This is a genomic window from Streptomyces sp. NPDC059455, assembly GCF_042750115.1.
GTDB lineage: Bacteria > Actinomycetota > Actinomycetes > Streptomycetales > Streptomycetaceae > Streptomyces > Streptomyces endocoffeicus.
In genome coordinates this window covers 4,533-16,616 of the sequence record NZ_JBHYVB010000235.1, presented here as the reverse complement: position 1 = coordinate 16,616, position 12,084 = coordinate 4,533, and the positions used below count along the sequence as shown (strand labels likewise).

General features: G+C 71.3%; 12 protein-coding genes. All 12 read right to left on the bottom strand.

The genetic code is table 11. From position 1 onward, the window contains the following. Positions 1–3,155: amino acid adenylation domain-containing protein (locus ACFXB5_RS46200; RefSeq protein ID WP_385220038.1), on the bottom strand; the 3,155-nt coding region annotated here is incomplete at its 3' end. A gap of 175 nt (positions 3,156–3,330) precedes the next feature. Further along, positions 3,331–4,047 (bottom strand): 2-hydroxychromene-2-carboxylate isomerase, encoded by a 717-nt coding sequence (locus ACFXB5_RS46195; protein WP_385220035.1) that lies wholly within the window; start codon positions 4,045–4,047, stop codon positions 3,331–3,333. An 84-nt stretch (positions 4,048–4,131) separates the two neighbouring features. Continuing rightward, the gene (gene fabG / locus ACFXB5_RS46190; protein ID WP_385220032.1) at positions 4,132–4,878 is read right to left on the bottom strand and encodes a 3-oxoacyl-[acyl-carrier-protein] reductase; all 747 of its coding nucleotides are present in this window, start codon (positions 4,876–4,878) and stop codon (positions 4,132–4,134) included. 73 nt (positions 4,879–4,951) lie between these two features. Continuing rightward, positions 4,952–5,464: a 3-hydroxyacyl-ACP dehydratase FabZ family protein gene (locus ACFXB5_RS46185; RefSeq protein ID WP_385220029.1), complete on the bottom strand. Its 513-nt coding sequence runs from the start codon at positions 5,462–5,464 to the stop codon at positions 4,952–4,954. After that, positions 5,461–5,871: a 3-hydroxyacyl-ACP dehydratase FabZ family protein gene (locus ACFXB5_RS46180; protein ID WP_385220026.1), complete on the bottom strand. Its 411-nt coding sequence runs from the start codon at positions 5,869–5,871 to the stop codon at positions 5,461–5,463. Before ACFXB5_RS46180 ends, ACFXB5_RS46185 begins: the two co-directional genes overlap by 4 nt. Then, positions 5,868–6,143: an acyl carrier protein gene (locus ACFXB5_RS46175; RefSeq protein ID WP_201852722.1), complete on the bottom strand. Its 276-nt coding sequence runs from the start codon at positions 6,141–6,143 to the stop codon at positions 5,868–5,870. The genes ACFXB5_RS46180 and ACFXB5_RS46175 overlap by 4 nt, the downstream gene beginning before the upstream one ends. A gap of 42 nt (positions 6,144–6,185) precedes the next feature. After that, positions 6,186–7,292, bottom strand: coding sequence for a beta-ketoacyl synthase N-terminal-like domain-containing protein (locus ACFXB5_RS46170; protein WP_385220023.1), 1,107 nt, complete (start codon positions 7,290–7,292; stop codon positions 6,186–6,188). Further along, complete coding sequence (locus tag ACFXB5_RS46165) at positions 7,289–8,284, bottom strand: hypothetical protein (protein ID WP_385220020.1); 996 nt, start codon at positions 8,282–8,284, stop codon at positions 7,289–7,291. Before ACFXB5_RS46165 ends, ACFXB5_RS46170 begins: the two co-directional genes overlap by 4 nt. After that, positions 8,284–9,162, bottom strand: coding sequence for an alpha/beta fold hydrolase (locus ACFXB5_RS46160; protein ID WP_385220017.1), 879 nt, complete (start codon positions 9,160–9,162; stop codon positions 8,284–8,286). Before ACFXB5_RS46160 ends, ACFXB5_RS46165 begins: the two co-directional genes overlap by 1 nt. Further along, a complete protein-coding gene (locus ACFXB5_RS46155) occupies positions 9,162–10,112 on the bottom strand; it encodes a beta-ketoacyl synthase N-terminal-like domain-containing protein (protein ID WP_385220014.1) in 951 nt (316 codons plus the stop codon). Before ACFXB5_RS46155 ends, ACFXB5_RS46160 begins: the two co-directional genes overlap by 1 nt. Further along, entirely contained in the window at positions 10,109–11,242 is a 1,134-nt protein-coding gene (locus ACFXB5_RS46150) for a beta-ketoacyl-[acyl-carrier-protein] synthase family protein (protein ID WP_385220012.1), read from the bottom strand. Before ACFXB5_RS46150 ends, ACFXB5_RS46155 begins: the two co-directional genes overlap by 4 nt. Beyond that, positions 11,239–12,084: beta-ketoacyl-[acyl-carrier-protein] synthase family protein (locus tag ACFXB5_RS46145; RefSeq protein ID WP_385220010.1), on the bottom strand; the 846-nt coding region annotated here is incomplete at its 5' end. The genes ACFXB5_RS46145 and ACFXB5_RS46150, both read right to left, overlap by 4 nt.

Sequence of the window (12,084 nt, the reverse complement as noted above, 5' to 3'; positions counted from 1 at the left end):
CGCACCTCCGGATCCGCGACCACCGCCTCCAGCAACCGCACAAACCGCGCCACCATCCCCTCGACCGTCTCCCGGTCGAACAGATCCACGCTGTAGCGGATCTCGCCGTGGACGCCGTCGGCGGCACCGTCGGCACCGTGGCGCTCGGTCAGGTCGACGCTGAGGTCGAACTTGCTGACGGCGACGTCGACAGGCTGCGGCTCGACCGTGACCTCGTCGAGCGCCAGCTGCGGCTCGGGGTTGTTCTGGAGGTTGAGCATCACCTGGAACAGCGGGTGGCGGGCGGCCGACCGCTGCGGGTTGATGGCCTCGACCAGCCGCTCGAACGGCACGTCCTGGTGCGCGAAGGCGGACAGGTCCGACTCCCGCACCCGGTCGACCAGTTCCCGGAACGAGGGGTCGCCCGAGACATCCGTGCGCAGCACCAGGCTGTTCACGAAGAAACCGACCAGGTCGTCCAGGGCCTCATCCGTGCGCCCCGCGATCGCTGTGCCGAGGGCGATGTCCGATCCGGCGCCCAACCGCGACAGCAGCCCGGCCAGCGCCGCCTGCACCACCATGAACACACTCGCCCGCGACTCCCGCGCCAACCGCACCAAACCCCGATGCACCTGCGCCGAAAGCCCGAACTCCACCACACCACCACGTGCGCTCAACACCGCGGGACGCGCCCGATCCACCGGCAGCGCCAACTCCTCCGGCAAACCCGCCAGCCGCTCCCGCCAGAAACCCACCTGACGGTCGAACACACTCCCCTCTGTGCCCTCCGCGCCCAGCACCTCACGCTGCCACAACGCGAAGTCCACGTACCGCACCGGCAGTTCGGGCCACACGGGCGCACGGCCCTCGCGACGGGCGGTGTACGCGGCGGACAGATCGCGGGCGAGGGGGCTGAGCGACCAGCCGTCCGAGGCGATGTGGTGCATGGTCAGCAGCAGCACATGCTCGGCCTCAGCCTGGTCGGAGCGCTCGGTAAGAGAGAACAGATCCGCGCGCAGCAGGACATCCTCCGCCAGGTCGAACGGCCGCGCCACCGCCGCGCTCAGCGCCTCACCCAAGCCCTCCCGCGACACCTCGGCCTCGACGAACGGCACCTCAACCGAGGACCGCACCACCTGCCGCGGCACCCCGTCCACCTCCACGAACACCGTCCGCAGACTCTCGTGCCGCGCCACCACATCACCCAACGCCGCCCGCAACGCACCCCGGTCCAACACACCGGAGAGCGTGATCTCGAAGGCCAGGTTGTAGGTGGCGCCACCGTCCTCGAGGCGGTCGAGGAACCACAGGCGCTGCTGGGCGTGGGACAGCGGCAACACCTCGGGGCGTTCATAGCGGCGCACACCGTCGCGGGCCACGGCCGCCGAAGTGAGGGCTTCGGCCACCCTCGCGGGCGTGGCGGCCTCGAAGAGCTCGCCGACGGTCAGCTCGGCGCCCAGTTCCGAGCGGATCCGGGACACCAGGCGTGTGGCCAGGAGGGAGTGCCCGCCGAGGTCGAAGAAGTTGTCGTCCACGCCGACGCGGGGAGCGTCCAGGATCTCCGCGAACAAGCCGCACAGGATCTCCTCGCGCGGCGTACGCGGCGCCCGCCCACCCGCACTCACCGGAGACTCCGGCGCGGGCAGCGCCTTACGGTCCAGCTTGCCGTTCACCGTCAACGGCAACCGCTCCAGCACCACGAACGCCGACGGCACCATGTGCTCGGGCAGCATCCCCGCCGCACGCGCGCGCAGATCCTTCGCCTCCACCTCGGCACCCGCGTCCGGAACCACATAAGCCACCAGACGCTTGTCCCCGGGGCGGTCCTCACGGACCACCACGACCGCCTGACCGACTCCCGGGCACTCCCCCAGGACGGACTCGATCTCGCCCAGCTCGATACGGAACCCCCGCACCTTCACCTGGTCATCGGCCCGCCCCACGAACTCCAGGACACCCTCATCGGTCCACCGCGCCACATCCCCCGACCGATACATCCGGGCACCCGCCGGACCGAACGGATCGGCCACAAACCGCCCCGCCGTCAAATCCGGACGCGCCCAATAGCCGCGCGCCACACCCGCGCCCCCGACATACATCTCGCCGGAGACACCGGTCGGCACCGGCCGCAAGTCTTCATCGAGCACATACACCCGGAGGTCGGGAATTCCGACCCCGATAACGCTTCCCGCTCCGGATGTCGCGATCCGGGAATCCAGCGCCGCATAACTGACGTGGACGGTGGTCTCGGTGATTCCATACATGTTCACCAGCACCGGACCGGAATCCCCATGCCGGTCGAACCACTCCTCCAGCCGCCAGACATCCAGCGCCTCACCGCCGAACACCACCCACCGCAGCCCCAACCGAACGCCCATATCCGGGGCCTCACGATCGGCCTGCATCAGCTGGTAAAAGGCCGACGGCGTCTGATTCAGCACCGTCACACCCTCATCCACCAGCAACCGCAGAAACTCACCCGGAGAACGGCTCACCTCGAACGGCACCACCACCAGCCGCCCACCCCGCAGCAGCGCACCCCACAACTCCCACACCGAGAAATCAAAGGCGAAGGAATGGAACAAGGTCCACACATCATCCGGGCCAAAGCCGAACCACTGATCTGTCTCGTCAAACAGCCGCACCACATTCCCGTGCGACACCACGACCCCCTTGGGTCGTCCCGTTGATCCGGAGGTGTAAATGATGTACGCGGCCGCCTCAGACGGCACCCGCACCCCCACATCCGACCCGTCCAGCGCCGCCAACTCGGCCGTGACCCCGGCGTCGTCGAGCACCACCAGCGGAACCCCCGCCGGCACCCCGACCCCCGCACCCGCCACCGTCACCACCAACGACGGACCGGCGTCCTCCCACACATACGCCACCCGGTCCGCCGGATAACCCGGATCCACCGGCACATACACCGCCCCCGCCTTCAACACCGCGAGAACGCCCACCACCAAATCCACCGACCGCGGCAGGACCAGCCCCACCCGGTCCTCGACGCCCACGCCCCGCGCCACCAGCAGCCGCGCCAGCCGATTCGCCCGCGCGTTCAACTCCCCGTACGACAACGACTCCTCGCCACAGACCACGGCGACACTCTCCGCCGAAACCCGCACCCGGGCCTCGAACAGCTCGGGAAGCGTGGCGGTCTGAACGCGATCGGACATGAGCTGAACCCCTCGAAAAGAGCGTGGCTAATGGAGGATTCGACGAACTGCGTACGGAATTCACGGCACAACAAGGCCGGGGTGGAGGGTCCCTCCCCTACGGCTCGGACAATCCGCGGGAGACCCGTCCGCCCCGGCCTCGAATTCTTCTCGGCGGGTGTGGTGACCGAGCGGTCTAGCCGCAGCCTCCTGCGTGTCCAGTATCTCCACCGGGGGCGGAGAACCCGGGCAGCTCGTCATGATGCTGCCAGCCTTTCTCGACCTCTTCGAGAGGTTGGCCGCGGAAGGCCGCGACAAAGGGCGCCAGCCGGTCCGCGCCCCAGAACTTCTCACGTCCGTGGATGAAGAACGGAACCCCGAACAGGCCGTCCTGATACGACTGGATCAGGCAATCCAGGCCCCGCTTGCGCAGCCCGGGGTCGTCCGACGCGTCCGCCAGCTGCTCGGCCGGGAGCCCCAGCTCCGCGGCGATCTCGCCCATCGTCTCGCGCCGGGTGATGTCCCGGCCCTCCTGCCAGCGGGCCCGGTAGGTGAGCTCGATGAAGCGGCGGCCGTGGCCCTCCTCCTGGGCGGCGAGGTAGGCCAGGTGGGAGATCTCCCAGTTGGGGTCCTTGTCGATCGGCACGGTCATCTTCAGACCGCGCGCCTTGGAGATCCGCGAGAGGTCCTGAAGGATGTAGAAGTTCTTCGCGCGGGACATGGCGACGATGGGCAGCTCCACATCGGCCTGGTCCAGCATGTTCTGGGTGATGGCGTCCGGCTCCCAGAAGGGAATCCAGTCCATTCCGTCGGCCACGTCGGGGTAGCGCTCGATCAGGTCCAGGTAGGCGAACCAGGAGTACGGGCTGCGCAGCGAGAAGTACCACCTCGGTGGCTTCTTGGGCTTGGGCACGGTGATGCTCCGCCTTCCGCTAGAGGTCGGTATCGGGGGCCGGTCGTGGACCGGCCGGGGTCACCGGTCGTGGACCGGCCGGGGTCAGATGGTGATGCCGCCGTCGATCTGGAAGACGGCGCCGGTGATGTAGGCGGCCCGGTCGGAGACCAGGTAGGAGACGAGGTCGGCGACCTCTTCCGGCCGGCCCAGCCGCTTCAGCGGGATCTGCTGCAGGGCCTTCTTGCGCACCTGGTCGCTCAGTTCCGCCGTCATATCGGTCTCGATGAAGCCGGGGGCGACCACATTGGTGCGGATGCCGTACCGGCCGACCTCCTTCGCGAGCGACCGGGAGAAGCCGATGATGCCCGCCTTGGAGGCCGAGTAGTTGGTCTGGGTGGGGTTGCCGTAGACCCCCGCCACGGACGAGAGGTTCACGATGGCGCCGGACTTCCGCTTCATCATCTCGAAGATGACGGCGCGGCAGACGTGGTAGACCCCGTCGAGGTTGGTGCCGATGACCTGCTGCCACTCCTCGTCGGCCATCATCAGCAGGGGGTTGTCCCGGGTGATGCCGGCGGAGGTGACCGCGGCGTCGACCGGGCCGAGGGTCTCCTCGGTGCGGGTGACGAACGACCGCACCGACTCCATGTCGGAGACGTCGGCGCGGACGGCCAGCGCCCTGACGCCGAGCTCCCGGACCTCCTTCTCCAGGACGTTCGCCGCGGCCTCGTCGGACCGGTAGCAGTACGCGACGTCGAAGCCGTCCCGGGCCAGGCGCAGGACCACCTCCCGCCCGATGCCGCGGGATCCGCCGCTGACGAGGGCGACCCTGGACTCACTGTTGTGCACGACTGTTCCCTCTCCTGATGGGCTACGGGCCCTCCTGGTCGGCCGGTGGGCCAACGGGCCGCGAAACGGCGGGCTATGGAACGGCGGGGGCCGCCGTGACCTGGTCGGCGGAGGCCGATGGGCGCAGCTGGTCCCCGGGGCGGAACGCCATCACCATGCGGGAGAAGGTCAGCGCGACCTCGCCGCCGACCAGCGTCTCGCCCTCGAAGATCACGGTGTCGGTGAGCGCCCGGAAGAGCCGCACCCGGTGCTCCAGCACGTCTCCGGGCTGGACCGGGCGGTGGAACTCCACCCCGGACATCGAACCGGCCAGCATGACCTGACCGGTCGGGCCGCCGGCCGCCTCGGCGCCGCACACCGCGAGCAGCCCCGCGGCCTGGCCCCAGGACTCCACCAGCAGGGTCCGCGGATAGCCGAACTCCTCCGGGGCCGCGTCCTCACCGAGGTGGCGGTACCACGGCTCGTTGCAGGTGATGGCCTTGAGCGCCACCAGCCGTTCGCCGGGGACGAGCTCCACCACCCGGTCGATCAGCAGCATCGGATGGCGATGCGGCAGCAGGCGCTTGATCCCGGCCGCGTCGATCATGGTGTGACCTCCGTACGAAAGCCCAGCCGCACCTTGGCGGACGTGCCGCGCTCGGTGGCGGCCGTCGCCGTGTACGTCCAGCCGCCGTCGGCCGCCTTCCAGTCGGCGCGGACGGTCAGGACGTCGCCGGGGAAGACCGGGCCGATGAACCGGGCCGACTCCAGGGCCCGCAGCGAGATGGCCGCGTGCCCGGGGGCGGTGGCGAGGGCCGCGCGGTGGGCGCACTCGACCACGCACACCCCGGGGAAGATCGGGAAGTCCGGGTAGTGACCGGCGAACACCGGTTCCTCCGGTGCGATACGGAACCGGACCTCGCTGCTCAGCCCCGGCTGCCCGGCGTCCGCCGAGGCCCGCCGCACGACCTCGGGCGCGGCCCGCACCGGGCTGTTGGTGGTGTTCGCGGTCACCGGGCGCGCAGCTTCTGGGTCAGCAGCTCGTGCGCCTGGCGCAGCGACACCACCTGGCGCAGCTCGGACTCCGCGAACTTGACGCCGTACTTCTTCTCGAGGACCACGATGACCTCGAGCGCCATCAGGGAGTCGACCTCGAGGTCCTCCATGAAGTCGGCGTCGTCGGCGACGTCCGTGGCGTCGACCTCCAGGATGTCGGCGACGATGCCGCGCAGTTCGTCCATGTCGAGCGGGGCCGCGCCGGCCGCGTCGGAGTAGGTGACGGACATGGGGTTCCTTTCACACAGCGGTTCACACAGCGGGAGGGGTGGTCACAGCAGGCGCAGGAGTGCGCAGGCGAGCGCGCCGTCACGGTCCACGGACGTCACCACCGCCAGTCGGCCCGCGGCCCGGTCGTCGTCCTGGGCCGCCGTCAGTACGGAGACGATCTGGAAGGCGGCGGTCGCGGCGGCGGTGTCGCCGATCGTGTCCGGCTGCGGGATCCAGCGCACGTCGTGTCCGGCGAACCCGGCCCGCAGCACGGTCCGTTCCTGCTCGCCGAGGAGACCGGCCGGGCCCGAGGGGGACACCGCCCAGACGTCCTCGCGCGACGCCCCGGCCCGGCGCAGCGCGCGCTCCACGGCGGACCCCAGCGAGGGGCCCGCCCCGTCGGGGCCCGCCACCCCGGCCTCGACCGCGAGCACCTCGGCGAGCCCCTCGCCATCGGCCACCGTCTCGGCGGGCCGCAGCCGCAGCACCGCACAGCCCTCGCCGAGGACGACACCGGTCTCGTCCTCGCCCCGGGTGTGCCAGTCCAGCCAGGCGCGGGCCGGGGAGTACTCCTCGACGGCGCCGCACAGGACGGTCATGGCGCGCCCGGAGGCGAGCAGCCGCCGGGCGTAGTTGAGGGCGATCAGTCCGGAGGAGCGTCCGGCGGCGACCGTGGTGTTCGGCCCCTTGAGCCCGTACCAGATGGCGCACTGCCCGGCGGGGCAGTTCATGATGGCGTTGGGGATGTGCGAGGGGTCGATGTAGAAGGGCTTCTCGTGGATGAGGGTGTCGCGGGTGATGTCCATCATGCTCTGGGCGCTTCCGGTGGTCGTGCCCAGGACGAGGCCCACGTCGGCGCCGCTCTCCGCCGCGCCGTCGGCCCCCGTGACCAGTTCCCGTACCGTCGCCACGGCCAGGCCGGTGACCCGGTCCATGGACCGGGTGCCCTTGCGGCCCAGCACCTCCTTGATGACCAGGTCCCGGGCCAGGCACACCCGCTCGTCGGGGACCGGCTCACCGCCGGGCTCCGCCGCGGTGGCCGTGGCCCGGCCCGACCGGGCGCCCTCGACGAAGGCGTCCCGGCCGATGCCGTACGGCGACACCGCCGACCATCCCGCGATGACGGGACCGCGCGGCGCGGTGGCCGACGCGGTGGCCGGCGCGCTCACGGCTCGTTCCGGCCGTCGCCGAAGGCGTCCAGAACCCGCTCGTCGAAGGTGACCAGACGGCCCTCCTTGCCGTTCTCCACCACTCCGTAGGCGTGGGTGATGGTGCCGGTGGAGGTCTGCACCAGGCGGCCGTCACGGACCACATAGGTGTCCAGGCGCGAGGTGTAGAGCAGGTTCTTGAAGACGTTGTCGACGGTGTAGACGACGTAGAGGTCCTCTTCGAGGAGCGCCTCGTCCAGCAGCGTCACCCGGGAGTGGGTGACGGCGGGGATCCAGTTCTTCTCCTCCAGCAGCGCCCGGATGGAGATGCCGCGCGCGTCCACGAAGCGGTGCTTGGCCTCCTCCATCAGGCGCAGATAGCCCGACATCTGGAGCCGCTCGAAGAAGTGCACGAACGGGTAGGGGATGCGGAACTTCCAGCCGTAGGCGTTCTGTCCGGCCAGCAGTTGCTCCAGCACCGCGTCGGTCTCGGCGCAGGCGCCGGAGATCAGCTTCTCGGTGACCGCGGGCGCGGCCGCCCCCGGCTCGGCACCGCCGATGCGCGCCGTGACAAACCGCTCCAGGCCCTCGGGCACGGGCAGCCTGCGCGGCATCCGCACATCGTTCTCGTCGTGCCGCAGCACGGCCTTGACCTTGGAGGCGACGGCCTTCTTGGGGGCGCCGTCGCGCTCGACGGTGATGGCGACCTTGAACGACAGCTCGGTGGCGTCGTCCTTGGTCACCGGGGTCACCTCGATCGACGCCTCGTCATCGACGACGAGGGCGGTCTGGAGGCGGGAGTCGATGTCGACGATGTCGAATCCGAGGCCGTGCTCCTCGTAGAGCCTGCCGACCGGGAGCCCGCTGCGCCGGAAGTGCGCGATGACGGCCTTCTCGACCAGGTAGTTGACGTGCTTGAAACCGATGATGGTGCCGATGTTGGCACCCTCGTATCCCGGGCTGAGGACGACCGTGGTCGACTCGTTCAGCAGCGACTTGACGGCTTGCGACATCACTTCTCCGTGAGGTGTGGGGCGGCCCGGTCCGAGAGCCGCCGGAGGAACGCGCCGACCAGGGCGGAGAACGACTCCGCGTGCTCGGACATCGGGTAGTGACCGCACCCGGGGACCGCGTGCAGCTCGGCCCCGGGGAGGTCGGCCGCGAGCAGGGCGCTCTCGGCGGCGGCGAAGTCGTCCTGGCCGGTCACGACCAGGCCGGGCACGCTGATCAGTTCGGGGCGGAGCCAGGGGGTGCGCAGATAGTGCTCGAAGAACCGCACCCAGCCGTAGGGGCCGACCCGTTCGCACACCCGCTCCGCCATGTGCCGCCGGACCTCCGGGGTGATCCGGCGGGAGGAGTGGGTGCGCAGCCCCTCCTCCATGATGTGGAGGAAGTCCCGCTGCATGCCCGAGACGGAGTCCCAGGCGAAATCGTCCGGTGAGCGCCGGTAGAAGGGCGAGACGAGGACCACGCCCCGGATCCCGTACCGCTCGCGCACGTCGTTGCCCGCCTCGGCCTCCCGGCTGAGCAGGTCCAGCAGCTGGTTCGCCGAGAACGAGTGGGCGACGACGACGTCGGGCGGGTCCGGCAGCCGTTCCAGGGCCGTGACGATCCAGTCGGTCCGCTCCGGTCGGCGGCTCCACGGCTGGACGTGGTCGGCGCGCCAGGGCAGATCGGCGGTCCAGGTCTCCAGGTCGGGCGGCAGCAGTGGGGCGAGCCCGTCCCAGACCGCCCCGCTGCTGGCCAGGCCGTGCAGGAACAGGGCGCGCAGCCGGGTCGCGTCCCGCGCGGGGCGGTGGCGCAGCAGCAGGGGCTGCCGCGCCAGGTCGCGGATCCCGGCCGCGCCGGTCTCACCGTGGGCCATCACCGCGCCCGGCTCACCGTGGGCCATCAGGACCGGCCCGGGGCCAGCAGGGCGAGTCCGGCGGTGGCGTCGTCGCCGTCGCGGCCGGCGAGGGCGTAGACGGGCCCGGCGCCACCGTCGGCGTACCAGCCGATGGTTCCGGCGCACTGGAGGAGGCCGAGGACCGCCGACGCCTCGCCGAAGGTGTCGGCCAGCGCGTGGTGGACGGTGCCGGACGGCAGCAGCGAGGAGTCGGGCCCCTGCTCACCGCCGGGGCCGAACCAGGCGGCGGGCGGGGTGCGGTCGGCCCCGGCCAGCCGCTCCAGGCACGCCTCGACGCTTCCGGCGCGGACCGCGGAGCCGACCCGGGCCCGAGCCTCGGCGCCGCGGACGGCGGCGGCCGCACGGCGCTCCACGACGACGGCGGCGGCGCCGTCCACGATCCGGTCGGCCCCGGTGAGGCGGCGGACCATCTCGTTGTCCGGTTCGACGGCCAGGACCAGCGCCCGGTCGGCGCGGCGGGCGCCGACGAGGGCGGCGGCCCAGCGGACCGCGTCCAGGCCGGAGGTGGCGCCGTTGCAGACCATCAGATTGGGGCCGCGCAGCCCGTACTTGATGGCGAGCGTCGAGGCGATCACATTGCTGGACGCGTTGGGCGTGTCCATGGGGCTGACGCCGCCCGCGGTCCCCTCGGCCGCGATGGTGTCCACGACCGAGCAGACGGTGTCCACGTTCCCGTAGTTGGAGGCCACGAGGACGGCGACGGTCTCGCCGGGGACCGCGAGCCCCTCGGGGCCGAGCAGCCTCGCGTCCGCCAGCGCCGCATCGGCGCAGGCCAGCGCGAGCTGGGTGGCGCGGTCCTTGAAACGCAGCCCCTTCTTGCCGATGCGGGCGGCGGGGTCCACCGGATCCGCACCGCCGGGCACGGGGGCCAGCAGGTCGCGCGGGGTGGTGACGCCGGGCAGGGCGAGCCCGACTCCGGTCAGTACGGCGCTCATCGGGCCGCCTCCACTACCGCCACGGCGTTGATGCCGCCGAAGCCGAAGGCGTCGATCTGGGCGAGGGAGACATCCGCCCGCTGCGCGGTGCCGCGCACCAGCCGGAATCCCTCGGTCTCCTCGGCCGGATGGTCAAGACCGGTGATCGGGGGCACCCGGTGCTCCCGCATGGCGCGCAGCGCCACGATGAGGCTGAGCACTCCGGAGGCGCCGGAGGTGTGCCCGGTCATCGACTTGATCCCGGTCATCACGGGGCGGCCCAGGTGGTCGCCGTACACCTCCCGCAGCGCGGTGGCCTCGGCGGCGTCGTTGAGCGGGGTGCCCGTGCCGTGCACCATCACCAGTTCCACGTCCTCCGGTTTGACGCCCGCCCGGCTGTGGGCGTCCTTGATGGCCAGGGCGATGCCCCCGGGGTCGGGCGCGGTGGCGTGGTAGGCGTCGCAGTTGACGCCCACGCCGCGCACCCAGCCGTGTCCGCCGCCGTCGGCGGCGCGGCGCAGCACGATCGCGGCGGCGCCCTCGCCCATCACGGTGCCCTTGCGGTCCCGGTCGAACGGGCGCAGCGCGTCCGGCGGGTCGAGCTGGAGCCGGTCGGAGAGGCCGAACATGCTCTCGGTGATGACGTCCACGCCCGCCACCACGACGGTGTCGGCATCCCCGAACTCCAGCAGGTCCACGCCCAGGGCCAGCGAGTACAGGGACGCGGAGCAGGCGTTGGAGATGGTGGTGGTGTCATCGGCGCCGAATCGCTCCCGCAGCGCGGTGCCGAAGTGCATGCCCCCGGCGTCGAAGTCCTGTCCGTCGCGCCACCACAGCTCCAGCGAGCGCAGCTCGCGCAGCCCGGTGCCGATGAGCACGGGCACCCCGCGCAGGTCCCGGGGCAGACCGGCGTCGTCCAGCGCCTGCCCGACGGCCCTGGTCAGCAGGGCGGTGGCCCGGCCCACGACATCGGTGCCGGGCGCCGGGCGGTCGTCCACCTCGTACAGCAGGTCGGCGTTGTACCAGTCGCGGTTGAAGCCGCGCAGGCTGTGCAGCCCGCCGCGCCCCTGGCAGAGGCTGTCGAAAATCTCCGCCGGGTCGGCACCGACGCTCGCGACGGCGCCGACTCCGGCGATGGGCCAGCGGCTCATCGGTGCTCCTCGTACTTGCCCAGGATGACGACCGCGTTGTTGCCGCCGAAGGCGAGACCGTTGTTCTGCACGATCCGCAGATCCGCCTCGACCGCCTGGTTGGGCACGCAGTCGACCTCGCATTCGGGGTCGGTGACCGTGTGGTTGATGGTCGGCGGGATGAAGCGGTGCACGATCGCCAGCGAGCAGGCGATCGCGGCGAGGGCGCTGGCGGCGCCCATGGTGTGGCCGAGCATCGACTTGATGGAGATGGTCCGCGGCGGGGCCGCGCCGTAGACCTCGCGGATGGCGCGGGCCTCGGTGATGTCGTTGGCCTTGGTGCCGGTGCCGTGCGCGGACACCAGGTCCACCTCACCGGGCTTGACCCCGGCGTTCTCCAGGGCGAGCGCCATACAGCGGGCGACGCTGCTCTGGTTCGGGGCCACCTGGTGGTAGGCGTCGCAGTTGAGGCCGTAGCCGAGGACCTCCGCGTAGATGCGGGCGCCCCGGGCCAGGGCCGACTCCAGGCTCTCCAGGACGAGCACGCCCGCGCCCTCGCCGGTGAGGATGCCCTTGCGGTCGACGTCGAACGGCTGGCACAGCTCGGGTGCGATGGTGCCCAGCCGGTAGAACCCGGCGAACGTCTTGCGGCACATAGCGTCGGCGCCGCCGCAGAGAGCGAAGTCCACCTCGCCGGTGCGTACGGCGTCGAAGCCGTAGCCGATCGCGTAGTTGCCCGCGGCGCAGGCCGTCGGAATCGTCACCGCCTCGACGTCCGTCAGCCCGAGCTCATGGGCGACGGCCGCGGACAGGCGCGCCGCCCGCCCCCCGCGGGCCATGGTGGTGTGCATGGAGTGCCGGCC

Coding starts and splice junctions, on each gene's coding strand:
- ACFXB5_RS46160 (WP_385220017.1), bottom strand. CDS start 9,162: ATGGCCCACGGTGAGCCGGGCGCGGTGATGGCCCACGGTGAGACCGGC.
- ACFXB5_RS46155 (WP_385220014.1), bottom strand. CDS start 10,112: ATGAGCGCCGTACTGACCGGAGTCGGGCTCGCCCTGCCCGGCGTCACC.
- ACFXB5_RS46150 (WP_385220012.1), bottom strand. CDS start 11,242: ATGAGCCGCTGGCCCATCGCCGGAGTCGGCGCCGTCGCGAGCGTCGGT.
- ACFXB5_RS46165 (WP_385220020.1), bottom strand. CDS start 8,284: ATGTCGCAAGCCGTCAAGTCGCTGCTGAACGAGTCGACCACGGTCGTC.
- ACFXB5_RS46175 (WP_201852722.1), bottom strand. CDS start 6,143: ATGTCCGTCACCTACTCCGACGCGGCCGGCGCGGCCCCGCTCGACATG.
- ACFXB5_RS46185 (WP_385220029.1), bottom strand. CDS start 5,464: ATGATCGACGCGGCCGGGATCAAGCGCCTGCTGCCGCATCGCCATCCG.